This is a genomic window from Methanoculleus chikugoensis (assembly GCF_900095385.1).
Taxonomy (GTDB): domain Archaea; phylum Halobacteriota; class Methanomicrobia; order Methanomicrobiales; family Methanoculleaceae; genus Methanoculleus; species Methanoculleus chikugoensis_A.
Map to the genome: position 1 here is coordinate 1 of NZ_FMID01000060.1, position 22,380 is coordinate 22,380.

Consider the following 22,380-nt stretch of genomic DNA (forward strand, 5'->3'; position numbering starts at 1 on the left):
CGGCCACGGCCACGATCTCCCCGGAAGCAATCTCAAGATCGAGGCCCCTGATGGCCGCGACCCCGTCGTAGCGGTGGACAAGCCCCCGGACGGATATGACGGGGACTCCCGGGGAGGCTGCCGCCGGTGCGGGAAGCCGGACGTTGCCGGCCGGCGGGTGCTCCCGGACGGGCTCCTGCATCATCTCGGCGGGGGACCCGACCCTTGCGATCGCTCCGTCTTCGACGACGACCATCCTGTCCGCGATGGCGGCGAGGTCGCCGATCTTCTGCTCGACGATGAGCACGGCGGTGCCCTCCCCGGAAAGCCTCCGGAGGAGGGTGGATACGGCGGCGGTCGCCTCAGCGTCCAGTTCGGCGGTGGGTTCGTCGAGGATCAGGATCTTCGTGCCGAGCGCGATGGTCGCGGCGATGGCGACCCGCTGCTTCTGCCCCCCGGAGAGGGTGTGCGGGGCACGGTCCGCGAGATCGGCGATCCCGGTCGCCTCCATCACCGCGCGGAGCCTCTGCTCCATCTCCTCCCGGGGGATTCCGAGGTTCTCGAGCCCGGATGCGACCTCCTCCTCGACGGTCGTGAAGATGAGCTGCGCTTCGGCGTCGTCGAAGACCACGCCGACGCCTCTCCCGATCTCGCCCATGTTCCGGTAGTCCCGGACGTTCTTTCCGAGGATGGTGACCGTACCCTCAAGCACGCCCCCGTACTCGTGGTGGAGGATGCCGGACGCCGCAAGGCAGAGCGTCGTCTTGCCCGCCCCGGTGGGGCCGGTGACGAAGACGATCTCCCCTTTCGCGATAGCGAGGCTGATCCCGTTGAGCGCCGGCGTCTCCGACCCGGGGTAGGTGTAGGAGACCCCCCGGAGGGAGAAGGCGGTCTCCCGGCCGGTCTCAGGACTCATCAACCGGCCTCGCATCCCGTCCCGGGGCCTTCTCTCGGGCTCCCCGCATCAGTGCCCGCGATGCGGGCATCTCGAGCGCCTGAGCGACGACGGCGTTGACCCCCGCCGTGATCAGGACGATCGGCACGGTGACTGCGAGGAACGCCTCGAAGGTCCCGAACTTTCCAAGGACGGTCGGGGCCACGGCAAGGATGGCGATGAGGATGAACGAGAACCCGCTCGCGAAGGTGGCAAGAAGCGTCGTCACCGCCGGGGCGAGGAAGAACCGGTCCCTCAGCACCAGGTAGACCCCGAGGCAGACGACCGCACCGATGGGTTCGCTGACGAGGTTTGCGGGCGGGAAGATCGAGTGGCTGAGAAGCGCACAGACGACGCCCGCTACGACGCCAATCCCGAGCGCTTCGCGGAACGTGGGCGCGATCAGGATGATGGCGAGGCAGTAGAAGGCGATCACGAGGTTCGATACGATGGGGCCGGGGATCAGGAGGGACATGTACCTGATGATGGCCCCTATGGCAAGGAGTATGCCGACGATTGCAATATCTCTCGATTTCATGGTATCAATCTCATACTATTGGGGTTCGACGAGCGATCAGGAGGGGGACGTGCAGCGGGACGGAGGCGGGACGCCCCCGACGCTACAGAACATTATTGTACAAAATAGTGCATTTATGGATATATATTTTTGGGATCGGAGAGCCTCTCCCGGGCGGGTCAGCGCCGCAGGAAGAGGATAGCCGCAGCAACCGCCACACCGGCCGTCATGAGGGCGGCGAAGGGGGGTGCTGCTGTCGTCGGGGCAGGAGAGGGCGTAGTCGCCGGCACCGTAGCCGTCGGCGTCTCCGCGGGCGAGGTGGCGGGCACGGCGGTTCCCATAGCCGGAACTCCCGGTGGGGAGCCGAAGGTGACGGGGATGGTCGTATAACCGTGGCCCGAGAGGTTTCGGCGGTCTACGGGCGCTTCCACGGCGTAAACGGTGTACGTCCCGGGGTCGAGCCCGGCCTCGCCCGTCCTCCAGCGGTAGGTCCAGCGGTCGTCGCTACCGACCGTCACCCTCGTGAAACTCCCCGGATCTCCCGGACGCACGGCCGTATGCGGATCGTCAAGCCGCCCGCCGGCGGGCAGGAGGTTCGGGCCGGTCACGAAGAGATAGACGGTATCGCTCCCCGTGCTCGTTCCGGTGAGCGTCACCTCGCTTCCCGGGTACACCGCGACGGCAAAGACCGCCGGTGCGGCGGCAAGGGCGAGGAGGAGAAGAGCACCCGTAATCATCAGGATCCGATCGAAGATGCGGTTCATGGTCATCCGATCGACCCGGGAGGAGATGAACCTGATCAACGTCAGAGCGGGACGGCATGCCGGCGGCCGACATACGCCTCCACGAGGTGACGGGTGCTTGCCTTCGCCCCGCCGCCGACGGGACTGAAGCGGGCTCCGTCGAGGGCGGCGAGGATCGCCCCGATCGCCTCCGCATGCGACCGGCCGTAACCGCCTTCGAGCACGAGGGCGAGAGATGCAGATGTCGCGTCCACGAGCATCCCGGTCAGCGCGCCGAAGTCTTCGGGCCGGAGTTGCATCGAACCGAGCGGGTCGTCAAAGAGCGCGTCCTGGCCTGCCGAGACCACCACGACCTCCGGGTCGAACCGCCGGAGCATCGGAACAAAGACATCGCGAAAGACCAGTGCGTAGTCGGCGCCGGTTGAACCCCCTTCGAGGGGCGCATTGACGGTATATCCCGCGCCCGGACCGGCACCCCGCTCCTCCGGCCACCCGGTGCCGGGGAAGATCCCCGCCTGGTGAACCGAGCAGAAGAGCACCTGGTCGCTCCCATAAAAGATCGTCTGTGTGCCGTTCCCATGGTGCAGGTCCCAGTCCACGATCGCCACCCGGTCGACCTCACGGAGCGCCCGTGCCGTCGCGACGGCGGCGTTGTTGAAGAGGCAGAACCCCATCGCCCGATCGGGTGCGGCATGGTGCCCCGGCGGGCGGACGAGAGCGAAAGAGTGCTCGCCCAGAAGCGCCCGCTCCACCGCCTGCCATGCGGCTCCGGCAGCATAGAGGGCCGCGTCGAAGGAACAGGAGGTGACGTAGGTGTCCGGGTCGAGGTAACGGGCCCGGCCCGGGGGGCACTCCCGGCAGAACGAGCGGATCCCTTCGATATGCCGCCCGGTGTGCACCCGTGCGAGGTCCTCAGGTGTCGCCCGCTCCGGGGCTATGCGGCGTGCGCCGGCCGGCACCCCGGCGAGAGCCGCATCGAGACGTGCCTGGCACTCGGGATGGCCGGGCGCGTCGTGGCCGGCAAAGAGATCCCCCGTCACGATCGAGCAGGGCATGGCGATCGGAGGCGGATTGTCGGCACGGGATATGAATCTTATCTGCGCGGGCGGAGAGCGGCCCACCGACAGAAAGTATTTGAAGAGCGAGATGGAATCATCGACTGAGAAGAGAGAGCCCGGACCGCTTACAGGGTAAATAGACGCGCCGGGAGGATTGGAGAAGTAAGATGCCGAGAGTATCGAACATTGAACTGTTGCAGAAGAGAGAGCAACCTACCTTGTCGATCCGCACCCGGGCAAAGGTCGAAGATCTGCCGATGCTGATTGGCGGGGGTTACGGCAGAATGGCCGATTACCTGAAGGAACTCGGAGAACATCTCTCAGACGTCCCGTATGTGGCATATCACAACATGGATATGCAGAACCTCGATGTAGAGATGGGATTTCCCGTACCGAAGGTGCTGCCGGAGAAAGGAGACATTCGATCGGGCTCCATCCCGGAAGGCAAATTCGTCTTCTGCATGTACCGCGGCGCATATCGAGATATGGCGCCGACGTACGAGGAGATGGCGGGCTGGATAGAGAAGAACGGGCTCCAGCCCGTCGGCACCGTCTACGAGCACTATTACAACGGGCCGGAGTACCCGGAGAGCGAACTGTTGACGATGATCGTCATGCCGGTGCTGCAAGCCTCAAACATCCCCCATCCAGTTCTCCGAAGGAGGCCGACACCTCATCCGGTCGCCCCGGGCTGCTAGCGGTGCCTCTAGGCCCTGCATCGCCGGCCGGGCCTGCCTGCGCCATCCTCGCGGCCGCCCTCACCGCCCCCGACCTCAACCGGGTGCGCATTTATAGCAGGAAACGGTAATGGGGGTGCATGCCCCCGCTGGGCGTGACCTCCCCCTCATGCATCTACGCCTGCACCCGGTTCCGGGTAAGGAGGACGACGCTCCTTCCCCGTGAAGAGTACCTGCGGATCATGCAGATGAGCTTACCGGAGATCGTCACTCATCTCAGCAAGCAGGAAGAGTACCGGCAGAACATCCTGGATCTCGTGCACGACTTTTCCGGCGCCCAGCTCATCGAGGCGGCGGTAAACCGCAACCTGGCGCAGTCGTTCCGGCACGCCATGGCGATCGCTCCCGGCGACCTGCATACCCTGGCCGGGGAATACCTCAACCGGTGGGACATCGCAAACGTCATGGCGATCCTGCGGGGCACGATTCACGACATACCCCGCCGCCGGATCCGCGACCTCCTCGTCCCGGCGGGGGAACTCGACAGTCCGCTCCTCGACCGCCTCCTCAACTTCACAAACTGCGGCGAGGCCATCGAGGCGCTCCAGGGCTGGCGGCTCTATCCGGTTCTTGCGGATTACTATCGGATCTGCGGTGAGACGGGCGCATTTGCCCGGATCGAGGACGACCTTTACCGGCAATACTATGCCGGCCTGCTCGGTCTTGCCGCAATCGGGTGCAGCGGGTGCCAGGAGTTGAACGCCTACCTCCGGTTCGAGATCGACATCACCAACATGAGAAACCTCCTCCGGCTCCACTGCACGGAAGAGGCATGCGATATCGCGACCATCGACCGGACAATGATCCCCGGCGGCCGTATCCCCATCACCCTCTTCCAAAGGCTCTACGGCATTGAGACGGAAGGGGAGTTCGTCAGTATCTTCCTCGATACCGACATCGTCCCGGTTCTCACCCAGGCGGTGCGCGAACTCCGCCAGGATCCGAACTTCGCGAGTGTTGACGCCGCAGAACTGGTCTGGCAGCGATGGCACCGGCGCAGGAGGCCCGTTCACGAGATCGAGATGGCAGTCACCCGCGTCAGGCTCCACCACCTGGAGGCCCTCTCCCGGCGGCACCCGTTCTCGGTTCTGCCGGTGCTTGCCTACCTTGAGCGGAAGAAGTACGAGGTCGCGAATCTGCGGGCAATCGCACGGGGAAAAGCATTCGATCTCGCGCCCGAGCGGATATGGCAGTACATCGTCCTGTAGGAGAGGCATCATGCCGGTCGACGATATCAAACCCACCCGGTCCGGCCTCCTGATCGTCAGGCGGCGGCTGGCGCTCGCAGAGAGGGTGCACCGGCTTTTGTCGATGAAACTCGACGGCATGATGCTGGAACTGGTCAGGCTCACTGAAGAGGCCGCCCGGGAGCGCCGGGCACTCGAGGAGAAGTACGCCGGGGCACGGGAGATGGCGGCGGTCGCCACCATGATGGAGGGGGCGACGGGAGTGCTCCTTGCAGCGCTCTCGGTGGAGGCCAGTCCATCCTGTACTGCCGGACACAGGAACGTCTTCGGGGTGCGGCTCCCGGATCTCGAACCGGTGATGGTGAAAAAGACGCTCGACCAGCGCGGTTACGGCATCCTCGGGACATCGTCGGTCATCGACGACGCAGCCGACGCCTACGAGGAACTCCTGATGGCGATCATTGCGACCGCCGAACTCGAAGGAGGAGTCAAACGGTTGCTCGACGAGATCGAGAAGACGCGGCGGCGGGTGAACGCGCTGGAGTTCAAGATCATCCCGGAACTCACGGAGCTCCGCCGGTTCATCGATGACCAGCGCGACGAGATGGAGCGGCAGGAGTGGACACGGCTCCGGCGCATCAAAAGGATAAAGGCGAAGAGGGGCACCGGGCTTTGATGGACGATTTCGTCCCACCGTTTGGGCTCAGGGGGAGGTCGCCGCTTTGGGGTGTGATGAGTCAGGAGTCTTTCGCTCTCTCCCTTCATAACCCCCACCCCACCCGCGCTTCGCGCTCCTCCCCCGCCCCTCGGGGCGGGGGCAGTGCGTGGCGATATCCCCTGGAAAGCCGTGTTCTCCAGGCCGAATCGGGGCGCCACCCATCTCCAGCATCTCTTCGTGCAGTGGACCATGGGGGTATCGCCATTGGGGGTGGGGCCGACGGGGAGGGGGGAGCAGCTCCCCTCCCCCGTCTCTGTCGCGTAAGAGGCGGCCTGTTGTCATTCCCGCCCGCCCCCCATCGTGCAGGAATTGACCGGTATGCTTTCACCTAGTTATGCAGCTGGAACCTGTATTCGTCGCGGGAACGAGCGTGAGCGCAGTCGAGGCCCGGGGCACCCACAGCACTACGAGAGGCAACAACCGGATAAAAATAAGATGAAGTGTCTTTCGCTAACGAGCGCCTTCGCGCTGTCTGGCGAGGCACGCGATCACGGTATCCACAATCGCGCCGAGGGCGTCCACGCCGAAGGTCCCTGACGAGAGGACGATGTCGTACGGCGAGAGGTCGTCGATATCGATACCGTAGTAGTTCCGGTAGCGGGTCGATTCCGAACGCTGCCGGTTCTCGGTATAGATCCGGGCTCCCTCCTCATCCATCCCGTCGCGCCCCGCAATGCGTTTTGCCCGGCAGGAGAGCGATGCGGAAAGCCAGATCCGGAGATCGGCGTTCTCGACCATCCTGCCCGAAAGCCTCCCTTCGACGATGATGTTGTCGGAGGCTTCCCCGATCTCCTTCTGCCGGGCGTCGATCATCCGGTCGACCGAAGGATCGCTTTCTGCGAACTGCCCGAACTCGGCGAGTTCCATGCCGTGCTCCTTCGCGAGCTGGCGGAAGACCTCCCCCGCGGAGATGAGGGCGAGCCCGTGCTTCCCGGCAAGGTAGCGGGCGAGCGACGTGGTGCCGCTCCCCGGCGGGCCGCTGATGGTGATCCGCATCAGAGCCCTCCGATGTTGAGGGACTTCCGGATCACCTGGCTGACGGTCAGCGAACAGATCATGTACCACAGGATCCAGGCCGGGACGATCCAGAACGCCATCTCCGAGAGGCTGACCGCTCCTAAGAAGGGCATCACGATGCCGCTTGCGATGGCGACCGGTGTGCCGACTTCGGGGAGCCGCAGGAGAAGCCAGAAGAAGATCGGCACGGAGAGCACCAGGATGATCGCCATCGGCGTGAACTGCTGCCGGGAGAGATCCAGCTGGTCCTGCATCATCCGCTCCTGCTTTCCCTGGAGTTTCTTGACTCTCTTTTCGTCCCCGGAGAGCTGGGCCTCCCGGAACTCCTTCTGGAACACCTTCATCTTCGCCTGCGTCTCCTGCATCTTCTCGTAGTCGATGGTGTACTTCTGGACGAGCGAGGAGTAGAGACCCGTGATACTGGAGAGGATCAGGATCATGACGAAGAACGGCACCCCGAGGGTGTCGATGAAGGGACCCAGCACTGCGTCCATCGCCAGGCCGACCGTCACCCGTATCCACTCGATGCCGTATGAGAGCATCACGAGCATGGTAAAGAGGAGAGCGATCGTTGGTCCGTGCTTCTTCAGGTCCACCATATCAGGTTACCTCAGCACACTCACCAGGTCGTCGATACCCTGTTCGAGCAGGAAGTTTTCGTTCCGGACGATCTTGATGGTGCAGCCGGTGTACATTGCGTATGCCGCGCTGACCGCGCGGTTGAACTCCTGATGTTCGGCGATCGCGCGGTATCCTTCCATGTCGCGGGTTCTCGAAGCGTCGCCGAGCCGGCGCAGCAGGATCTGGTCGGGGTCGGTCTCCACCAGCACGACGATATCGGGCATCAACTCGCGGAGCACCCATTCGGGCAGCCCCGCAAGGAACCCCGTCGGGGTCTTGACGCTGCTGTGCGTGTCGATGATGATGTTCGCATCAGCGCTCACGGCGGCGATTCCCGAAGCAGCCGCCTGCTGAAGGCGTTTCTGGACGTCTTTCTCGAGCTTGCGCATCTCGTCGCGATCCGCGGCCAGATTCTCCTTTTTGGCAACCTCAAACATGAACGTGCCGAAGTTGACGGCCGTATACTCAACGCCTTCGGCCGCCAGCCTCTCCATCGCGCCATTGATGACGGTGGTCTTTCCGACACCCGGAACCCCCGTCACGACAACTTTCTTTCCCAACTTTATCACTCCCGTTAGGGTATCATTCGCTATTCAGATAAATCCGTGCCTGAAAGAGTAATGCCTTTCGGAATTGCTTCGAGCCCGGGTGATCCCGGGTAGAAAATGGGTTCTGTGCGGTTTTTGGGGAAGGATAAAAGGGTTAACCCCGTCAAAAGAGGGATTATCCCAGTCGAAAAAGGTGCTGATGCACCTTTTTCTCCCGGAGCAACTCCTCCAGCGCTGCCATTCGGGCAACGCTTCAGGACTCACCCTTAGTCGAAGCGAACGCTGATGCGTCGCTTCTCCAAGAGTAACTTCTCCGGCCTGACCTCCGGGTCAGGCCTCCGAACTTACTCTTTCCCAAAGAACGACCGCATGAACGGGTACATCTCCATGATCTGCTGGCTTGCGACCTCCTCGTAGAGGCGGTAGGTGATACTCACCGCAAGCAGCAGACCCGTTCCCCCGACCGCGCCCACCACACCGAAGAGGTTCGCGACGACCGAGAGAAGGCCGATGAAGACACCGCCGATGACGGTGATCCGCGGGATGTAGCGGTCGAGATACTTCTCGAGCACCTGGGCGTTCCGCCGGTAGCCGGGGATCTGCATCCCGCTTCTCTGGATCTGCCGGGCCACGTCCTTCGAGTCGAGACCCGCGGTCTTGACCCAGAAGAGCGCGAAGATTGCGCCCCCGACCACCATGACGGTGATGTCGATGCCCATACGCAGCATGATCTCCCACGGTGCGTGCCCGAGCTCGGAGAGCCACCACATCCAGTCCTGCGGGGCGTTGATCGGCGCGATGTACCACATCAGGCCGTTTACCGGCACCTGCCCCTGGAACTCACCGAAGATCGTTATCCCGGCGTTCGAGAGGAACATCCCGATCATCTGGATGTTCGCCTGCAGCACCCGGACGAGGATCATCGGCAGAACGCTCGCATAGATGAGCTTCACCGGGAACCGCGCACGGGCGCCGCGGACGGCGGTATGTGCAAGCGGGATCTCGATACGGGTCGACTCCACGTAGACGATGACCATGAAGATGGCTATCGTCGTGATCAGGGCCAGGAGATCCGTGCCGAAGTACTCGAGGAAGTTCGCTCCCGAGGTACCTATGGCGAAGAGCCGCGGGAAGAACCCGATCGGGAAGGGATCGGTGCCCGTCTGCCAGTTCAGGAACCCGTTCACGAGACCCTGCGAGACCCCCGCAACGATGAAGAGCCCCACGCCCGAACCGACACCCCACTTGGTGACGACCTCGTCCATCAGCACCACCAGAAGCCCGCCGAGGCAGACCTGGAGGAAGATCAGGAGCGAGACCGTGAACATATTGCCGCCGAAGAACTGCGCGGCCACCGTCGCGTCGGGCATCATCATCCCGCTCGCGACCATGGGGAACGCTTCGACGATGATCATCACGAAGATGAGCAGTTTCTGCAGGCCCATATACATGACCTGCCCGCGTGCTTCACTGGTATCGATCTGCAGGAGTCCGGCACCCTTGAGTAGCTGCAGCACGATCGACGCGGTGACGATCGGCCCGATACCGAGATGCAGAAGCGAACCGCTCGCACCGGCAAGCAGGGCACGATACAATCCGAAAATATCCTGCGACTCAGGAGAGAGCCCGAAGATATTGATGTTGGTCAATGCAAAGTAGAGGAGCAGAATCGCAAGCGTCCACATGAGTTTATTCTTGAAGTGGACGTGCCCATCCGGCCCTCTGACTGCAGGCATCGCTGCAAGGATGGGTTCAAATCTATCCAGCAGATCTCCCATAGTTTCACCTGAAAAAGAAGATCAAGCGGTCGTTGTCTGACCGCCCATCTCCTCGATTTTAGCCCGGGCGCGTTCGGAGAACTCCCGGGCGGAGATACTCATTTTGTGGGTGACTCTTCCACCGCCGAGCACCTTATCGATGCCGAGTTCGCCGGCGTCGAGGGCGATGAGATCGCCCTCCTGGGTGGCAAGTCCTTCACGAAGCAGTGCTTCGGCCATCTGGTCGATCTCACCGATATCGAGGGCGGATACCGGCACGGAAGTCTTGCTGATAAAGCCGTGCTTACCGTTGGATATCTCGCCCTTCAGGTAGAAGTGAGAGAAGCGGTGATCGCGCTGCCCGGCTCTACCCCGTCCACCCCTGTTGCCGGCGCCACGCCGGTTCTTGTGCGTACCGCCGCCGCAGGTCCGTGAACCCCTGTATTTGGATCTCTTGTTTACGGGCATCAGTCTCACCTCATCTTGTAGAGGAGATCGTTGATCTGGGGGCCATAGTAGCCGAGAGCTCCACCCTGCTGAAAGGTTCGCTTGATGGTTTTATAGCCCTTTCGCGGAGGATGTAGTCTCAGCACCGGTTTGATCTCCACCAGATCACGGAAGCTCGTCTCGCCGTTGCAGAGTGCTGCCGCGAACTCACCGATATCGGCATACGGGGTATGCGCGCGGACGTATTCGTCGGTCAGCTTCTCGTCCCCGGTCAGTCTGCCCCGGGTACGCAGGAGGGTGGCCAGAGTATCTTTGTCCACCTCACCGTACGCCACGAAGTCCTTCACCTTGCGGATCATGCCGAGATACGCAGGCGTATCGGGCACGAGGACGCAGTGGTTCACGTGGTGCAGGCGGAGCATCTTCAGGGTGTCCTTGATCTCGCGGTTGGTGTTGACGACGCCGCGCACCTGTACTACCGCGTACATCACTCCGTCCCTCCAATCCGAACCATGTTCGTCTGCTTGAGCGCCTCAAACGTCGCCTTGGCATAGTTGATGGTCGTCCGGGTCTGCCCCCGGTTGAACGCCCAGACATCCTTGATGCCTGCAAGCGTCAGGACTTTCTTCGGGATATCCCCGGTCACGAGACCGATACCCTGCGGGGCGGGTTTCAGCGTCACCTTGACGCTGCCCGACTTCCCGGTCACCTCGATCGGGATCGAATGAGCGGCATCGCAGCCGCACTCCCAGCTCCCGCAGCCGCGGGAGACCTTGATCAGGTTCTGTTTTGCGTTTGCGATTGCCTTCTGGATCGCGTTGCCGACCTGGACGTCCTTCCCCTGGCCGAACCCGACGTAACCGTTCCTGTTGCCGACCACCACGACGGTGCGGAACTTCACACGGCGGCCCGAGTCCGTCATCCGCTGGACCATGTTGATGTCCAGCACCTCGTCCTCCAGATCGGGCAGGAGGAGATCGACGATCTGCGGCTCCTTGATCGGCCTGCCGCTCGCGAGCACCTCATCGATGCTGGTGATCTCGCCTGCGGCGACCATGCGCCCGAGACCGGTGAGCGGAATCCATTCTTCCTGTACGTATGCCATGTCACACCAGCTCCTTCTTGATGGCCAGAGCCGTAGCCTCTACATTCGCTACCAGGTCGCCCGCCTGCTCGGGAGCAAACTCCACGATGTGGGCACCTTTGAGCCGTTCTTCATCGGGGAGGATCGATTCGCCGTAGGGGACGTCGAGACCCGCATCCACCGCTCCCTTGAGAGCGGCAAAGACCCGCGCTCCGGGTTTTGCCCGGGCAAGCCCGATGTCGAGGATTGCCTCGTCATACCCCTCGTTCAGCGCCTTGACCGCGAAGAGCATACCGGTCAGGTAGGCCGCCGGGGTGCTCGCATTCGATCCCTCGTAGCCGTAGCCGGCGAGTTCGGTCGAGTATGCGGCCACCAGGGTGCGATCCCCTTCGGTCTCGGGAACGACCAGCTGTACGATGATCTGCCGGTTCGTCTTCCGGACGACCATCCTCGGCGTCCCCGACGACAGGAGCGACATCCGCTTGTAGTAGTCGGTCTTGCCCTCGTGCCTTCTCCGGAAGGGCACGAAGTATCTTGGGCCGGTTGCCATTATTTCATCCTCCCTGCCGTAATCTCAATCTGAGCCGCAAGATGCGACACACTCCGGAACTGGCCTCCGGAAGCCCGCCGGTACATCAGGCGGTAGAGACCGCGGTCGATTGTACCTTCCTCACGCATCTCGCGCAGAGTGCGGCGCTGTGCCCGGATCTTGCGGATCCACACCCGCTTGCCGGCATTCCGTGCGCCGGCGGCACCCTTCCTGCGGCCCGGGCCTTTCCGGTGGCTGTAGGAACGCTTTGCCATCCGGACACGGGCTCTGCCGCGGCTGTTCCCTTTCGCGGGGTGCGCTCTGATCGCGCCTTCCCCGATAAGCTCGCGCAGGTCGTTTCTGGAGATCGCTCCCTCGATATCGGCCTGCCGCTCGGGATCGAACCAGACACGGTTGATCCCGCACTTGAGAATGGCAGCCGCCATTCGCTTCTGGTTGGCGAGATCACTCATCCTCGTTCACCTCTTCTTCTTCGGCTGCGGCAGGTACCTCAGCCGCGGGAGTGAGGTCTTTTGCGTTCAGGACTTTGAGCCCGAGTTCCAGCGCCCGCTCCTGAATTGCTCCGCGCTTCCTGTTGCCCACGGATCCGGCGATCCGGACGGCCTGGGTCTCGGGATTCAGATCGACAAGATCCGCCGGTGTAAAGACCCGCACCTCCGCATAACCGCTCGGGTGCATGCCGCGAACTGCGACGGGGGCCCCGTATCCCGGCCGGGGGAGGGCACCCTTCGCCTTGAACTGCCGCCTCTGCTTGCTCTGCAGACCGCGCGGACGCCGCCAGACATCTGCAAGTTTCACTTTGCGGTGAAGGCCCCGCCGCTTAAAGGCGGGCTTGTTGTGCCGGGTGCGGACGCGGATCAATTTTCTTGTTTCGTCCATTGTTTTCACGCCCTCTCAGTGATGTAGATGCCGTCCTGGAACACCCGCGGATCGCGCTTCGTGATCCTGGTCGCGTGCTCGATGTTTGCGGCCGTGTTGCCCACTTTCTCCTTGTCGATACCGGTGAGCGTTACCTCGTCGTTTCCAAGCTTGACGGTGACACCCTCGATGATCTTTGCGATCCGGGGCTGTTTCTCGCCGAGGAAGTTATTGATCTCGAGGCGGTTGCCCTGCTGCTTGAGCTGGATCGGGAAGTGGCTGTAGACCACCTTCATCCGGTACTCGTAGCCGTCGACGACACCCCGGATCATGTTCTTCGCATGCGCCTCGAGCGTGCCGGTCATGGCAAGGATCCGCTTTTTGTCGGATGCCGTGGAGACGACGACCTTGTCACCCTCGACCGCGATCTCGATCTGCGGGAAGCGCATGTCGCGGACCAGCGTGCCCTTCGGTCCGGAGACCGTAAGCACACCGCCGTCGAGCGTGACGTCAACGCCGGGAGGGATCTCGACCTGTCGTGTTATTGCCATACTCATCTCCCTCCTTTTAGTAGACGTAGCCCAGCAGCTGCCCGCCGATCCCCTCGCCCCGTGCCTCTGCATGAGAGATAACTCCCTTCGAGGTGGAGACGATCAGGATGCCGAAGTTCTTCGCGGGGAGGTACTGCGACTCCCAGTATTCCATATCAGCCATCGTCACCGGGAACCGGGGGCTGATGGCGCCACACTTATTGATCGTTCCAGAGAGCTGGACCCGGAACTGGCCGCCGCGGCCGTCGTCGATGAACTCGAAGCCGCTAATAAAGCCGTTTTCCTGCATGACGCGGAGCATTGCGCCGAGAAGCTTGCTGGCGGGTTCTACAATAACCTCGTTCTTTCCAGCGTCTCCGGCATTCTTGATCGTGCTCATCGCGTCTGCGATTGGATTCAGTCGTGCCATATTCTCTACCCCTAGTTCATCTTCTTGAAGCCCATCTTGCTCGCCCACTCGCGGAAGCACTGGCGGCAGAAGTAGATGCCGTACTTCCGTACAAGGCCCTGCTTCCGGCCGCAGATGCGGCACTCGTTCGCGCCGCGGCCGAACTTCCGTACGTTCTCGCCCGATGCAGGCGCTCCTGACTCTTCCGCCATTCCTTACACCTCCACCTGGTAGCGCTCGCGCATGAATGCGATGGCTTCCTCTTTGTTCACCTTCTGGTCGACCGGCAGTTTCCTGCGCTCGACGCTTCTCCGTGCGACCCGCACGCCCTTGTACTCGAGCACCACGTTGATGTCCATACCGTAGATCCCGATTGTCGGATCGTAAGACATGCCCGGGAAGTCGGTGTGCTCTTCGATACCGAAGGAGACGTTCCCGGTCCGGTCGAACTGCGAAGGAGCAAGCCGCCGCTCGATGATGTCGAGGGCGGTCGTGATGAACTTCTCGGCGTTCTCCCGGCGCAGGGTGACCTTGCACCCGATGGGTGCGCCCTTCCGGATACCGAACGCCGGCTGGGTCCGCTTCGCGATGGTGCGGACGGGCTTCTGGCCGGTGATCTGTTTCACGAGATCCTCCGCCTTGACCAGCCGCTCGCCGCTCTCCCCGACGCCCATGTGCACGACGACCTTGTCGATGTAGATATCCTTCATCGCGGTCATGCCAGGGCCTCCAGTTCGGGTGCTATCGCGGAGCGGCCGACCATGAAGACGTACTCCTCGATGGTCTCGAACCGCTCGCCGGCCGAGTCGTCCGCGAGAATGACGCGGTTCGGGACGGAGCTTGCCGTCTTGACGATCTCGACGATCCTCGCGACCTTGCCGGAGTGCTTCCCGCCGACGATCGTGGCCATGTTGCCTTCCGCGAAGGGGAAGTGGTCGACGATCCTGAACCGGTCTTCGCCGTCCGTCCCGAGGGTCACGACGACGGAATCCTTTGCCCGGTAGGTGTTGTCGGCGAGGATGTTCGCACCGAACGCAAGGTTCAACTGGACCTTGCCGCCCTTGACCGTGGTCTTGTTCCGGATCTTGCAGAGCCGGGTCTTTGCGGACTCCGCCGGGATCTCGACGGCGCTCAGGTTACCCCGTACATCGAACTGGATGCGGTAGTGCTTCCCGAGCTTCGGGATCGAGACGATGTCGAAGACACCGAGGCCCATCTGCGGGTCTTTGCAGGCCCGTCCGTTGACGATGATGTCCCGCTGGTGCAGGATCTTTCTGACCTCGCTCGCGTTCTGTGCGAGACCGATGTGCTCGCGGAGCCAGACACCGATCGGCAGAGCGTCGGCGTTGTGGGGGCCGGGAGCGGTCTTCATGACGAATTTCTGTACTTTCTTCGGGATATGCCAGGATTCCGGCGCTACCAGCCGCTTGAGATATTTGGACATTATGCTCCGCCTCCGAGCCTCTCCTCACGTAGTTTGTCCTTCAGGTTGAGTTTCGTGATCTGCACGTTCGAGGGATCGACCGGCCGGGGAACCTCGGTTCCGTCCGCCTTCGTCGCCATCACGCCGTGCACGACCAGCCGGCACGTCTTCATGTCCACCGCATCGACGACGCCTTCGTCGCCGGCAAAGTCTCCACGGAGTACTTTCACGGTGTCGCCCTTGACCACACGGGTTCTCCGGCTGTTGTACTTCCCGCGGAGCTCAGGGGAGAGCGATGCGGAGAGGAAACGGCCCCGGGTGTGGTTCGGTGCGTTGTAACGCGCCTTGCGCTGTTTTCTCGGCTGTTTGCTAACTATGCGTACCATTCTTACCACACCTTACACGATTGTCGTCGCCATGGAGGCGATCTTCGGGAAACGCTCCGCGATCTCACGGGGGACAGCCCCCTTGATCTCGGTTCCCTTCGGCTCGCCGCGATCGTTGATGAGCACCATGGCGTTGTCCTCGAACGAGAGACGGACACCGTTCGGGCGGCGGATCTCCTTCTTCTGCCGGATGACCACTGCCTTCTCGAGTTTCCGTCGCATGTCGGGGGTGCCTTTCTTGACGCTCACGGTCGCGACGTCGCCGATGCCCAGGCAGGGCTGCCGACGGCGGACGCCGTGGTAACGGTCGACCGAGACGACCTCCACGAGCCGTGCGCCGGTGTTGTCGGAGCAGACCATCCTGGAGCCGGTGGCGAGGGCGCGCGGAATCTTTGCCTGCATCGCCTTCATTCCTTCATCACCTCGACCACAACGAAGTGCTTGGTCTTCGAGAGCGGACGACACTCCGCGATCCGGACCACGTCGCCCACGCCAGCGTTGATGCAGGGCGTGCTGTGGGCATGGTACCGGGATCTGCGTTTCTCGTACCGCTTGTATTTCTTGACGTAGTGGAGGAACTCACGCTCCACAACGACGCTACCGTTCATACGGTCGCTCACGACTTTGCCGGTAATCACCTGGCCGCGTACCGGCAAAGTGCCGTGAAACGGACAATTTGCGTCCTCACATTCCGCTTCAGGAATGGGAACGTCTAACCCAATGTTTCGTGCCATTATTCATCCTCGTTTATCTGATGCGCATGCCGATTCGCCGTTCCGGCTGTGCTTCGAGGCTCGACCCGTCGACGTCGACGGTCGTGCCGTCGGGGAGCCGGAAGCGGAACACGCTGAACCGTTTTGGTATCTGCTTTTCTCCCCGCCCGGTCATGATGACCAGGGTATTTCGGGTCTCATCAGTGACGCGACCCGATACCCCGGCATGACCCGGGTTGCTCGCACGGACCACCAGAACGTCCAGCCCGATCAACTCGTGGCGAAGGACGTTCTGGGGAGAGATCATGCGTTCCTCCGCGCGTTCTGCTCGGTTCGGATGCGCGCAATCGTCCTCCTGACCTCGCGGATCCTTCCGGGGTTCTCGGTGGCACCGCCGGCGCTGACTTTCCCCCGCTCCTGGATCAGTTCGAGGGAGAGTTTCTGCTCCTGCTCGAGGAGCTCGGTGTCGGAGAGCTGTTTCACTTCACGCGCCCGAAAGATTGCCATTTATCTCTCCTCCTCGTACTCCTCGCCGGGGGTCTCCTCGAACTCTTCCTCGAAGACCTCTTCACCGACCTCTTCGGGCTCGATGGGTTCCGCCGGAGCCTGCTTCGGCTCGGGTTCGAGGACGTCGAAGGTGTCGGGCAGCCGTGCATCCGGCGGGACGATCTTGACCTGAACCCCGATAGTTCCGAGTTTCTTGATCGCAACCGCATAGCCCTTCTCGACGATCGTCTCGCTGGGTTCGCCGCAGTGCTTGATGTAGCCCTCGGTGAACTTCTGGGTCCGCGACCGCGCACCGGTCAGTTTCCCGGCGACGATGACCTCGCAGCCGAGCGCACCGGACTCCATGATCCGGCGAATCGTGCTCGATCCGGCCTTCCGGAAGTACCAGCCGCGCTCGAGAGCGTTCGCCAGCCTCTCCGCCATGATCTGGGCGTTGAAGTTGGGGTTCTGGACCTGCTGGACCTCCACCTGCGGGGACTCGATATCGTAGCCGGTGGCAAGGTCCTGCGTCAGCTGGCGAACCTGCTTGCCGCCCTTGCCGATCACGATACCGGGCTTCTCCGCAAAGATCGTCACCTGGGTGCCGAGCGGCGTCCGGGTGATATCCATGCCGCCGTATCCTGCCCGCTTGAGTTCCTTCGTGAGGAACTGCTCGACGCGGACGTTGCGCACGCCGTCAGTGATAAATTTCTTCTCGATTGCCATTACGCCACCTCGGTCACGACGATCTCGATGTTCACGGTCTCCCTGCGCTTCGGAGTAGCGCGACCCATCGCACGCGGGAAGAATGCCCGGAGGCCACGGCCGGTGTTGGCGGCGACGTGGTCGATCCGGAGCTTCTCAGTGTCGAGGCCGATGTACTCGGCGTTCTTCTCGACGGACTCAAGCAGCTTGATGTAGGCTTCTGCAGCCTTGACCGGATACCGGCCGGCGGGCCACTTCGAGAGCCCCCGCTTGTGGGCGACGTTCCGGTTGAACCGCTTGAAGGGGATGGCCTTCTTCAGCGCCACCACGTCGGCAAGGTACGCCTTTGCGTCGGTGGTGGTCATGTTCCGGATGAACCTGGCAATCTCGATCGAGTGCTTGGGAGAGACGGGAAGTTCGTTCGCTTTTGCGCGAGCGACGTTCTCGCCCTCAATCGTTGCTGAATAACCTGTTCTTGCCATGTCCATCACTTCAGCGGTACGTACTTACTCGACCGGGTCGCACCGATACCGGCGCTGCCGTGAGAGACCCTTCTCCGGGTCAGTGCAAACTCCCCGAGGTAGTGGAAGACCGCCTCGGGCTGGATCTCCACCTTCTGGAACTCCTTTCCGTTATGGATCTCGATGGTTCTCCCCAGCATCTCGGGCATGATGATCATGTCACGCAGGTGGGTGCGAATCTGCTCATCCCCCGACCGGAGATCGGCGAGGAGTTTCTCGTGCTCCCGGGAGAGACCCCGGTCGAACTTCCTGCGTGCCCTGGCCGGCATGAGCGGCAGCAGCTCGGAGAGAGCCATCTGCTGCAGGTCCGCAACGGAGTAACCGCGATAGGTGAACTCCTCGCGGCGCCGCGGCATTCTCTTCTGTATCTTCTTTGCCATGCTTCACCCCTCACTTCTTCCACTTGCCGGTTCTCCGGGCGGCAACATGCCCGACCTTCCTTCCCGGGGACGTGCCACGGGCGACGGTCTTCGGCCGTCCGCAGTGCTGGTGCCCACCGCCACCGAACGGGTGGTCGATGACGTTCATGCAGACACCCTTGACGCGAGGCCACTTCTCGGAAGAGGACCTGACGTGGAAGTGCTTCTTTCCTGCCTTGGCGAACGGTTTTTCGCCCCGTCCGCCGCCGGCAACGATTCCGACGGTTGCCATGCAGGCACCGTTGAACCACTTGTTCTTGCCGCTCGGCATCCGAACACCGACCCTGCCGTCATCGGCCTTGCCGATGACGAGAGCCTGGACACCGCTCGAACGGACGAACTTGCCGCCGTCGTTGGGCCTGGCCTCGATGTTGCAGACGTATGCGCCGACCGGGATCTCCCGGAGCGGCAGGGTGTTGCCGTTCTTCACCGTGCCCCCCGTGCCCCAGGAGACCGCATCCCCGACACCGAGACCCTCGGTGGCGAGGACGTAGACCTTCTCGCCGCTCTCAAGTCTGGCGAGAGCGATCGGTGCGTGGCGGGCCGGGTCGTGCTCGATGTCGACGACGCTTCCGGAGACCAGAGCGTCGCTCGTTCCTGCGTGCCGCAGTGCTGCCTTATACCGGTGCGACGGTGCACGGTAGGTTGGGCCGCCTTTTCCACGGCTCTGTGCTATGATTCTATGTGCCATCGTCACTCACCTTACATGATTCCCAGTCGGCTGAGAATCTCTTCAGCCGCCTTCTCGTCCGCAAACGTTACAATGGCCTTCTTTTCGCCTTTCATGGTCATCATCGTGCGGACGTTGGCCACTTCCTGTTCGAAGGCCGATTCCAGCTCGCGCTTGATCTCCTGCTTCGTGGCATTCCTCTGCACGATAAACTGGAGTTTGCTCTCGCCTTCGAGCATCATCGTTGCTTTTTCCGTAACGAACGGGTATTTCAGCTTCATGAGAACTCCTCCAGTCTCCTGATTGCAGATTCCGTCCAGACCGTCAGGCGTCCTGCCTGCGTGCCGGGTGCTAAGAGTTCGGTGTTGAGCTGGTCGATCGCAACGGCATCGACGCCCGCGAGGTTCCGGGCTGCCCGGAGCGGTTCGCCGCCGGTGACGATCAGAACGCTCGTGCGCTGCTTGTAGCGGCGGCCACGCATGGTGCCCCGCCCCGCACGGACCTTTCGGCTGCCCTTCGCCCGCTCGACGTCGGCATAGACACCGAGCGCAGTGAGCGCCGCGATGACGTCGCCGGTGCGGGTGATCTCCTCAAACCGGTCCTCGAAGACCAGCGGGAGGTCGCCCTTGAAGAGGTGCCCGCGTCCCCTGACGAGGTCGGTGTAGGTGCTGGCGGCGACGGCGGACCGGAGCGCTTTGCGTTTCTCTTTTCTGTTGATCTCTTTGACGAGAATCTTCTCGACCTTCGGGGGATGCGCTGCGCGCCCGCCGGTTGCCTGCGGAACCCGGGCTACCCTGCTGCCGTTCTTCAGGCGGGGAACCTGGGCGACACCACGGCCGCTGCCCCAGGACTCTGCGGAGGTGCGCATGCCCGCGTAGGGGTTTGTCCCGTGCGGCTGGAACCGGGTGCTCTGGAGCGCGAGGACTGCCCGCTTGATCAGATCGGGTCTGTATTCTTCGTCGAAGATCTCCGGGAGATCGATCTCGTGGGCGATATCGCCCGTCAGTGTTCGAACCTGTGCCTTCATCGCTGCTCACCCCTGCTGAGTCTGCACGCTGACGAAGTTGATCGTCGGCGTGCGAACGGTGTGTTCACCCTGCCGTATCGCGGAGCGTATCCGGACCAGCCGCTTGTTCGGCCCCGGGACGGAGCCCTTGATCAGCACGTAGGGGCCGCGCACGAGACCGTAGTGCAGGAACCCACCTGCCGGTGTTATCTCGTCGCCGTCGGTGCCGATCTTCAAGATCCGCTTGTTGAACTCGGTGCGCTGCTGGTAACCCATCTGGCCCATCTGGGGCACCTGCCACCTGACGTGGTGCGGATGCCACGGACCGAGGTTGCCGATGTGGCGCTTCTTGCCGCCGCGGGAGTGTTTCCGCTTCCGGACCTGGACGCCCCACCGCTTGACGGGGCCTTCCGTGCCCTTACCGGTGGTGACGGCGGTGACGTCGACGTACTCGCCGACATCGAGGTTCCCGGAGATGGTGATCTCTTTGCCCAGGACCTCGGCGGCGTAGGCGATCTGGTCGTCGAGGCTTCCGCCGGCGATCCGCATCTCCATCAGGTCGGGGACCTTCTTCGGGACGCCGGTGAGTTCCATCGGGCGGGTGTAGGCCAGAGCGTAGAGTTCCACAACCTTGCCTTCGCCGACGGCGGCCTTGATGGCGTCGAGGGCGGCGGCGGTGTCGTGGTTCTTCGGGACGTTGATCCGGCGGGACAACTCCTCGTCGAGATCGGTTGTCCACGCTTCGGTCAGCGCGTGCTTTCCATAGGTGTCTTCACCGTATGCGCGCACGCCGGCCACCCGCATGGGCGGGACCTCAACCACGGTCACCGGCACCATCACGTCCTTGCCTTCGGTGGGGCTGCTCTTGTGGTCATCGACCATGATGACGTGGGTCATTCCCACCTTGTAGCCTGCAAACCCCTGCACAGCCGGGGTTCCCGTGTACTCCGGCCATGAACCGTAGCGGGGAACCGGGCTTTTTGCCCGTTTTCTCGGGCTGTACGCGAGGGATCCTCTGCGTGGTCTGTGTAAATTCGGCATTTGTCAATCAACCCTTCATGCGTTGTAGCGTGCGGCATCGACTGCAGGTTCACCGCAGTGCGATGCGTGCGCCGGGTCCCGTACCGGACGTGCCGGCACGGTAAACCCTCTGGCGAACCCGGATGGGGCGGGACATCGAACGCCACGCCATGTTGCCGTAGCGTAAGGGAAACAGTTGATGGAGGCAGCGGAACGTGAAGGCACAGAGACATTCGTCTCCGTGCGCCTCGACCGATCTCTCTGCTGCCGTCCCGGTGTGCACCGGGTGCATTCCAGTCGTCGCCAATAGATCCTGACTCTTTGACGCTCCCGGGAAGATTCTTCCCGGAACCGGGCGCGCTGCACTGGCGTTGGCCCAGCGTCTCGATCAGATCCAGCTCCTGTCATCCCGTTGTGACGAGCACAACTCCGTATCGACATCGGCCCTCCGTGAGGAGGGTTCGACCTTGTCTCTTACCTCCTGCACCCCCCGCCGCGAGTCCTCAATTCGCATACATGCGATATGAGAACCGATCTCGGGAATCAGAGGCACTTACGGTGCCGGATGTCCCCCGGATCCGGGCGGAACCGTGCAGAGCGGTTTCTTAAACATTACTTAAAATGAGATATAAACCTTGTTATCGGCTCGTTCAGGATTCTGCACAAACCGTTCCAGCGCCGCAGGCGCGGCACCGGTTCGCCTGACTGAGCGGTCGGGGGGATGAATGAAGGGCTGCACTGACTGCGTTCATGACAGGTGGGCGCGAGGCATGCTCCCGCGGTGCTCCCGCTCCCGCACGGAGCCCGTGTGCGCGCCCACGAAACCGTATCACCCGAAGTAGAGATCGCCGTCTTTGTTGATATAGATCTCAACGTCCTCGCGGACCTGTCTCCCGCTGAACCGCTCGGGGTTTGCATCCCGAAGCCTGTTTATGAGCGATATCGTGTCGTATTTGACCTTCAATCCCTGTTTCTCAGCTTCGGCATAGATGAGTTCGGGGGCCTTGAGCAGGTCGAGGCCGCTTTTCAGCGTACAGAGGTGTATGGCGTCAAGGGTGTAGAGGAATTCGAGCGTCTCGCGTGCGCGCGAGATGTTCTCGATAGCAGCTTTTTCGATGGTGCAGACGTTGGCTTTCGAGGTATGGATGATCTCCGCAATCTGCTGCTGCGTCAACCCTTTCTTCCGGTAGCGCAACACTTCCTTCTGGCGATCGGTGAGCAGACCTTGCTTCATCAAATATATATGAGCAGTGCAAACTTAAACACTTTCCCTTAACCCATCCCGTCATTGGACGAAATTTTCGGGGCATTTCAAAACGTTTATATGAGAACTTGGC

General features: G+C 62.3%; 35 protein-coding genes. 3 read left to right on the forward strand and 32 right to left on the reverse strand.

What is annotated here, in order from left to right:
* The 4 genes from L21_RS11725 to L21_RS11740 form a co-directional block, all read right to left on the reverse strand.
* A partial coding sequence (locus L21_RS11725) for an energy-coupling factor ABC transporter ATP-binding protein (RefSeq protein ID WP_143727300.1) occupies nucleotides 1–895 on the reverse strand: 895 nt, incomplete at its 3' end.
* Nucleotides 885–1,451 carry a hypothetical protein gene (locus L21_RS11730; protein WP_074370649.1) on the reverse strand — a complete coding sequence of 189 codons (567 nt, stop codon included), beginning with the start codon at nucleotides 1,449–1,451 and terminating at the stop codon, nucleotides 885–887. The genes L21_RS11725 and L21_RS11730, both read right to left, overlap by 11 nt.
* A gap of 158 nt (nucleotides 1,452–1,609) precedes the next feature.
* The gene (locus L21_RS11735; protein ID WP_256713173.1) at nucleotides 1,610–2,194 is read right to left on the reverse strand and encodes a hypothetical protein; all 585 of its coding nucleotides are present in this window, start codon (nucleotides 2,192–2,194) and stop codon (nucleotides 1,610–1,612) included.
* A 41-nt stretch (nucleotides 2,195–2,235) separates the two neighbouring features.
* A complete protein-coding gene (locus L21_RS11740; RefSeq protein ID WP_074370650.1) occupies nucleotides 2,236–3,228 on the reverse strand; it encodes a histone deacetylase family protein in 993 nt (330 codons plus the stop codon).
* 170 nt (nucleotides 3,229–3,398) lie between these two features.
* Between L21_RS11740 and L21_RS11745 the strand changes: the two genes are divergently transcribed.
* The 3 genes from L21_RS11745 (at nucleotide 3,399) to L21_RS11755 (ending at nucleotide 5,831) form a co-directional block, all read left to right on the forward strand.
* A complete protein-coding gene (locus tag L21_RS11745; RefSeq protein WP_083608991.1) occupies nucleotides 3,399–3,929 on the forward strand; it encodes a GyrI-like domain-containing protein in 531 nt (176 codons plus the stop codon).
* A 119-nt stretch (nucleotides 3,930–4,048) separates the two neighbouring features.
* Nucleotides 4,049–5,176: a V-type ATP synthase subunit C gene (locus tag L21_RS11750; protein WP_074370651.1), complete on the forward strand. Its 1,128-nt coding sequence runs from the start codon at nucleotides 4,049–4,051 to the stop codon at nucleotides 5,174–5,176.
* Nucleotides 5,177–5,186: 10 nt separating this feature from the next.
* Nucleotides 5,187–5,831 (forward strand): V-type ATP synthase subunit D, encoded by a 645-nt coding sequence (locus L21_RS11755; RefSeq protein WP_074370652.1) that lies wholly within the window; start codon nucleotides 5,187–5,189, stop codon nucleotides 5,829–5,831.
* A 492-nt stretch (nucleotides 5,832–6,323) separates the two neighbouring features.
* Here the strand turns inward: L21_RS11755 and cmk are convergent, their stop codons facing one another.
* The 28 genes from cmk to L21_RS11895 form a co-directional block, all read right to left on the reverse strand.
* Complete coding sequence (gene cmk, locus L21_RS11760) at nucleotides 6,324–6,869, reverse strand: (d)CMP kinase (protein ID WP_074370653.1); 546 nt, start codon at nucleotides 6,867–6,869, stop codon at nucleotides 6,324–6,326.
* Nucleotides 6,869–7,489, reverse strand: a complete 621-nt coding sequence (locus L21_RS11765) for a DUF106 domain-containing protein (RefSeq protein ID WP_074370654.1) — start codon at nucleotides 7,487–7,489, stop codon at nucleotides 6,869–6,871. The genes cmk and L21_RS11765 overlap by 1 nt, the downstream gene beginning before the upstream one ends.
* 6 nt (nucleotides 7,490–7,495) lie before the next feature.
* Entirely contained in the window at nucleotides 7,496–8,071 is a 576-nt protein-coding gene (locus L21_RS11770) for an adenylate kinase (RefSeq protein WP_074370719.1), read from the reverse strand.
* A 332-nt stretch (nucleotides 8,072–8,403) separates the two neighbouring features.
* Nucleotides 8,404–9,837, reverse strand: coding sequence for a preprotein translocase subunit SecY (secY, locus tag L21_RS11775; RefSeq protein ID WP_074370655.1), 1,434 nt, complete (start codon nucleotides 9,835–9,837; stop codon nucleotides 8,404–8,406).
* Nucleotides 9,838–9,858: 21 nt separating this feature from the next.
* The gene (locus tag L21_RS11780) at nucleotides 9,859–10,284 is read right to left on the reverse strand and encodes an uL15m family ribosomal protein (protein WP_074370656.1); all 426 of its coding nucleotides are present in this window, start codon (nucleotides 10,282–10,284) and stop codon (nucleotides 9,859–9,861) included.
* A 5-nt stretch (nucleotides 10,285–10,289) separates the two neighbouring features.
* Nucleotides 10,290–10,751: a 50S ribosomal protein L30 gene (locus L21_RS11785; RefSeq protein ID WP_074370657.1), complete on the reverse strand. Its 462-nt coding sequence runs from the start codon at nucleotides 10,749–10,751 to the stop codon at nucleotides 10,290–10,292.
* Nucleotides 10,751–11,368, reverse strand: a complete 618-nt coding sequence (locus tag L21_RS11790) for a 30S ribosomal protein S5 (RefSeq protein WP_074370658.1) — start codon at nucleotides 11,366–11,368, stop codon at nucleotides 10,751–10,753. The genes L21_RS11785 and L21_RS11790 overlap by 1 nt, the downstream gene beginning before the upstream one ends.
* 1 nt (nucleotide 11,369) lies before the next feature.
* The gene (locus L21_RS11795; RefSeq protein ID WP_074370659.1) at nucleotides 11,370–11,897 is read right to left on the reverse strand and encodes a 50S ribosomal protein L18; all 528 of its coding nucleotides are present in this window, start codon (nucleotides 11,895–11,897) and stop codon (nucleotides 11,370–11,372) included.
* Nucleotides 11,897–12,349 (reverse strand): 50S ribosomal protein L19e, encoded by a 453-nt coding sequence (locus L21_RS11800; protein ID WP_074370660.1) that lies wholly within the window; start codon nucleotides 12,347–12,349, stop codon nucleotides 11,897–11,899. The genes L21_RS11795 and L21_RS11800 overlap by 1 nt, the downstream gene beginning before the upstream one ends.
* Entirely contained in the window at nucleotides 12,342–12,776 is a 435-nt protein-coding gene (locus tag L21_RS11805) for a 50S ribosomal protein L32e (protein ID WP_074370661.1), read from the reverse strand. The genes L21_RS11800 and L21_RS11805 overlap by 8 nt, the downstream gene beginning before the upstream one ends.
* 5 nt (nucleotides 12,777–12,781) lie before the next feature.
* Nucleotides 12,782–13,306 carry a 50S ribosomal protein L6 gene (locus L21_RS11810; RefSeq protein WP_074370662.1) on the reverse strand — a complete coding sequence of 175 codons (525 nt, stop codon included), beginning with the start codon at nucleotides 13,304–13,306 and terminating at the stop codon, nucleotides 12,782–12,784.
* A 16-nt stretch (nucleotides 13,307–13,322) separates the two neighbouring features.
* On the reverse strand, nucleotides 13,323–13,715 hold the full coding sequence (locus L21_RS11815) for a 30S ribosomal protein S8 (protein ID WP_074370663.1): 393 nt from the start codon (nucleotides 13,713–13,715) through the stop codon (nucleotides 13,323–13,325).
* A gap of 11 nt (nucleotides 13,716–13,726) precedes the next feature.
* Nucleotides 13,727–13,906: a 30S ribosomal protein S14 gene (locus L21_RS11820; RefSeq protein ID WP_054847393.1), complete on the reverse strand. Its 180-nt coding sequence runs from the start codon at nucleotides 13,904–13,906 to the stop codon at nucleotides 13,727–13,729.
* 3 nt (nucleotides 13,907–13,909) lie between these two features.
* Complete coding sequence (locus tag L21_RS11825) at nucleotides 13,910–14,413, reverse strand: 50S ribosomal protein L5 (RefSeq protein WP_074370664.1); 504 nt, start codon at nucleotides 14,411–14,413, stop codon at nucleotides 13,910–13,912.
* The gene (locus L21_RS11830) at nucleotides 14,410–15,138 is read right to left on the reverse strand and encodes a 30S ribosomal protein S4e (protein ID WP_074370665.1); all 729 of its coding nucleotides are present in this window, start codon (nucleotides 15,136–15,138) and stop codon (nucleotides 14,410–14,412) included. The genes L21_RS11825 and L21_RS11830 overlap by 4 nt, the downstream gene beginning before the upstream one ends.
* A complete protein-coding gene (gene rplX / locus L21_RS11835) occupies nucleotides 15,138–15,503 on the reverse strand; it encodes a 50S ribosomal protein L24 (RefSeq protein WP_074370666.1) in 366 nt (121 codons plus the stop codon). Before rplX ends, L21_RS11830 begins: the two co-directional genes overlap by 1 nt.
* Nucleotides 15,504–15,515: 12 nt before the next feature.
* Nucleotides 15,516–15,914 carry a 50S ribosomal protein L14 gene (rpl14p, locus tag L21_RS11840; protein ID WP_054847390.1) on the reverse strand — a complete coding sequence of 133 codons (399 nt, stop codon included), beginning with the start codon at nucleotides 15,912–15,914 and terminating at the stop codon, nucleotides 15,516–15,518.
* Nucleotides 15,911–16,237, reverse strand: coding sequence for a 30S ribosomal protein S17 (locus L21_RS11845; RefSeq protein WP_074370667.1), 327 nt, complete (start codon nucleotides 16,235–16,237; stop codon nucleotides 15,911–15,913). Before L21_RS11845 ends, rpl14p begins: the two co-directional genes overlap by 4 nt.
* Nucleotides 16,238–16,250: 13 nt before the next feature.
* Complete coding sequence (gene rnp1 / locus L21_RS11850) at nucleotides 16,251–16,523, reverse strand: ribonuclease P protein component 1 (protein WP_074370668.1); 273 nt, start codon at nucleotides 16,521–16,523, stop codon at nucleotides 16,251–16,253.
* Nucleotides 16,520–16,723: a 50S ribosomal protein L29 gene (gene rpmC, locus L21_RS11855; protein ID WP_048180205.1), complete on the reverse strand. Its 204-nt coding sequence runs from the start codon at nucleotides 16,721–16,723 to the stop codon at nucleotides 16,520–16,522. Before rpmC ends, rnp1 begins: the two co-directional genes overlap by 4 nt.
* Nucleotides 16,724–17,428: a 30S ribosomal protein S3 gene (locus L21_RS11860; protein WP_074370669.1), complete on the reverse strand. Its 705-nt coding sequence runs from the start codon at nucleotides 17,426–17,428 to the stop codon at nucleotides 16,724–16,726. It lies immediately after the preceding gene.
* Nucleotides 17,428–17,889, reverse strand: a complete 462-nt coding sequence (locus tag L21_RS11865; RefSeq protein WP_074370720.1) for a 50S ribosomal protein L22 — start codon at nucleotides 17,887–17,889, stop codon at nucleotides 17,428–17,430. The genes L21_RS11860 and L21_RS11865 overlap by 1 nt, the downstream gene beginning before the upstream one ends.
* A gap of 5 nt (nucleotides 17,890–17,894) precedes the next feature.
* Nucleotides 17,895–18,308 carry a 30S ribosomal protein S19 gene (locus tag L21_RS11870; protein WP_074370670.1) on the reverse strand — a complete coding sequence of 138 codons (414 nt, stop codon included), beginning with the start codon at nucleotides 18,306–18,308 and terminating at the stop codon, nucleotides 17,895–17,897.
* 10 nt (nucleotides 18,309–18,318) lie between these two features.
* The gene (locus L21_RS11875; RefSeq protein ID WP_074370671.1) at nucleotides 18,319–19,038 is read right to left on the reverse strand and encodes a 50S ribosomal protein L2; all 720 of its coding nucleotides are present in this window, start codon (nucleotides 19,036–19,038) and stop codon (nucleotides 18,319–18,321) included.
* 11 nt (nucleotides 19,039–19,049) lie between these two features.
* The gene (locus L21_RS11880) at nucleotides 19,050–19,298 is read right to left on the reverse strand and encodes a 50S ribosomal protein L23 (RefSeq protein WP_074370672.1); all 249 of its coding nucleotides are present in this window, start codon (nucleotides 19,296–19,298) and stop codon (nucleotides 19,050–19,052) included.
* Complete coding sequence (gene rpl4p / locus L21_RS11885) at nucleotides 19,295–20,044, reverse strand: 50S ribosomal protein L4 (RefSeq protein ID WP_074370673.1); 750 nt, start codon at nucleotides 20,042–20,044, stop codon at nucleotides 19,295–19,297. The genes L21_RS11880 and rpl4p overlap by 4 nt, the downstream gene beginning before the upstream one ends.
* 6 nt (nucleotides 20,045–20,050) lie before the next feature.
* Nucleotides 20,051–21,064 (reverse strand): 50S ribosomal protein L3, encoded by a 1,014-nt coding sequence (locus tag L21_RS11890; protein WP_074370674.1) that lies wholly within the window; start codon nucleotides 21,062–21,064, stop codon nucleotides 20,051–20,053.
* An 808-nt stretch (nucleotides 21,065–21,872) separates the two neighbouring features.
* Nucleotides 21,873–22,277: a Tfx family DNA-binding protein gene (locus L21_RS11895; RefSeq protein ID WP_074370675.1), complete on the reverse strand. Its 405-nt coding sequence runs from the start codon at nucleotides 22,275–22,277 to the stop codon at nucleotides 21,873–21,875.
* Between the last annotated feature and the right edge of the window lie 103 nt (nucleotides 22,278–22,380).

What these genes read in the sequence shown, in the direction of transcription:
- L21_RS11730 (WP_074370649.1), bottom strand. Translation starts at nt 1,451, where the DNA reads ATGAAATCGAGAGATATTGCAATCGTCGGCATACTCCTTGCCATAGGG.
- L21_RS11735 (WP_256713173.1), bottom strand. Translation starts at nt 2,194, where the DNA reads ATGAACCGCATCTTCGATCGGATCCTGATGATTACGGGTGCTCTTCTC.
- L21_RS11740 (WP_074370650.1), bottom strand. Translation starts at nt 3,228, where the DNA reads ATGCCCTGCTCGATCGTGACGGGGGATCTCTTTGCCGGCCACGACGCG.
- L21_RS11745 (WP_083608991.1), top strand. Translation starts at nt 3,399, where the DNA reads ATGCCGAGAGTATCGAACATTGAACTGTTGCAGAAGAGAGAGCAACCT.
- L21_RS11750 (WP_074370651.1), top strand. Translation starts at nt 4,049, where the DNA reads ATGCCCCCGCTGGGCGTGACCTCCCCCTCATGCATCTACGCCTGCACC.
- L21_RS11755 (WP_074370652.1), top strand. Translation starts at nt 5,187, where the DNA reads ATGCCGGTCGACGATATCAAACCCACCCGGTCCGGCCTCCTGATCGTC.
- cmk (WP_074370653.1), bottom strand. Translation starts at nt 6,869, where the DNA reads ATGCGGATCACCATCAGCGGCCCGCCGGGGAGCGGCACCACGTCGCTC.
- L21_RS11765 (WP_074370654.1), bottom strand. Translation starts at nt 7,489, where the DNA reads ATGGTGGACCTGAAGAAGCACGGACCAACGATCGCTCTCCTCTTTACC.
- secY (WP_074370655.1), bottom strand. Translation starts at nt 9,837, where the DNA reads ATGGGAGATCTGCTGGATAGATTTGAACCCATCCTTGCAGCGATGCCT.
- L21_RS11780 (WP_074370656.1), bottom strand. Translation starts at nt 10,284, where the DNA reads ATGCCCGTAAACAAGAGATCCAAATACAGGGGTTCACGGACCTGCGGC.
- L21_RS11785 (WP_074370657.1), bottom strand. Translation starts at nt 10,751, where the DNA reads ATGTACGCGGTAGTACAGGTGCGCGGCGTCGTCAACACCAACCGCGAG.
- L21_RS11790 (WP_074370658.1), bottom strand. Translation starts at nt 11,368, where the DNA reads ATGGCATACGTACAGGAAGAATGGATTCCGCTCACCGGTCTCGGGCGC.
- L21_RS11795 (WP_074370659.1), bottom strand. Translation starts at nt 11,897, where the DNA reads ATGGCAACCGGCCCAAGATACTTCGTGCCCTTCCGGAGAAGGCACGAG.
- L21_RS11800 (WP_074370660.1), bottom strand. Translation starts at nt 12,349, where the DNA reads ATGAGTGATCTCGCCAACCAGAAGCGAATGGCGGCTGCCATTCTCAAG.
- L21_RS11805 (WP_074370661.1), bottom strand. Translation starts at nt 12,776, where the DNA reads ATGGACGAAACAAGAAAATTGATCCGCGTCCGCACCCGGCACAACAAG.
- L21_RS11810 (WP_074370662.1), bottom strand. Translation starts at nt 13,306, where the DNA reads ATGGCAATAACACGACAGGTCGAGATCCCTCCCGGCGTTGACGTCACG.
- L21_RS11815 (WP_074370663.1), bottom strand. Translation starts at nt 13,715, where the DNA reads ATGGCACGACTGAATCCAATCGCAGACGCGATGAGCACGATCAAGAAT.
- L21_RS11820 (WP_054847393.1), bottom strand. Translation starts at nt 13,906, where the DNA reads ATGGCGGAAGAGTCAGGAGCGCCTGCATCGGGCGAGAACGTACGGAAG.
- L21_RS11825 (WP_074370664.1), bottom strand. Translation starts at nt 14,413, where the DNA reads ATGACCGCGATGAAGGATATCTACATCGACAAGGTCGTCGTGCACATG.
- L21_RS11830 (WP_074370665.1), bottom strand. Translation starts at nt 15,138, where the DNA reads ATGTCCAAATATCTCAAGCGGCTGGTAGCGCCGGAATCCTGGCATATC.
- rplX (WP_074370666.1), bottom strand. Translation starts at nt 15,503, where the DNA reads ATGGTACGCATAGTTAGCAAACAGCCGAGAAAACAGCGCAAGGCGCGT.
- rpl14p (WP_054847390.1), bottom strand. Translation starts at nt 15,914, where the DNA reads ATGAAGGCGATGCAGGCAAAGATTCCGCGCGCCCTCGCCACCGGCTCC.
- L21_RS11845 (WP_074370667.1), bottom strand. Translation starts at nt 16,237, where the DNA reads ATGGCACGAAACATTGGGTTAGACGTTCCCATTCCTGAAGCGGAATGT.
- rnp1 (WP_074370668.1), bottom strand. Translation starts at nt 16,523, where the DNA reads ATGATCTCTCCCCAGAACGTCCTTCGCCACGAGTTGATCGGGCTGGAC.
- rpmC (WP_048180205.1), bottom strand. Translation starts at nt 16,723, where the DNA reads ATGGCAATCTTTCGGGCGCGTGAAGTGAAACAGCTCTCCGACACCGAG.
- L21_RS11860 (WP_074370669.1), bottom strand. Translation starts at nt 17,428, where the DNA reads ATGGCAATCGAGAAGAAATTTATCACTGACGGCGTGCGCAACGTCCGC.
- L21_RS11865 (WP_074370720.1), bottom strand. Translation starts at nt 17,889, where the DNA reads ATGGCAAGAACAGGTTATTCAGCAACGATTGAGGGCGAGAACGTCGCT.
- L21_RS11870 (WP_074370670.1), bottom strand. Translation starts at nt 18,308, where the DNA reads ATGGCAAAGAAGATACAGAAGAGAATGCCGCGGCGCCGCGAGGAGTTC.
- L21_RS11875 (WP_074370671.1), bottom strand. Translation starts at nt 19,038, where the DNA reads ATGGCACATAGAATCATAGCACAGAGCCGTGGAAAAGGCGGCCCAACC.
- L21_RS11880 (WP_074370672.1), bottom strand. Translation starts at nt 19,298, where the DNA reads ATGAAGCTGAAATACCCGTTCGTTACGGAAAAAGCAACGATGATGCTC.
- rpl4p (WP_074370673.1), bottom strand. Translation starts at nt 20,044, where the DNA reads ATGAAGGCACAGGTTCGAACACTGACGGGCGATATCGCCCACGAGATC.
- L21_RS11890 (WP_074370674.1), bottom strand. Translation starts at nt 21,064, where the DNA reads ATGCCGAATTTACACAGACCACGCAGAGGATCCCTCGCGTACAGCCCG.
- L21_RS11895 (WP_074370675.1), bottom strand. Translation starts at nt 22,277, where the DNA reads ATGAAGCAAGGTCTGCTCACCGATCGCCAGAAGGAAGTGTTGCGCTAC.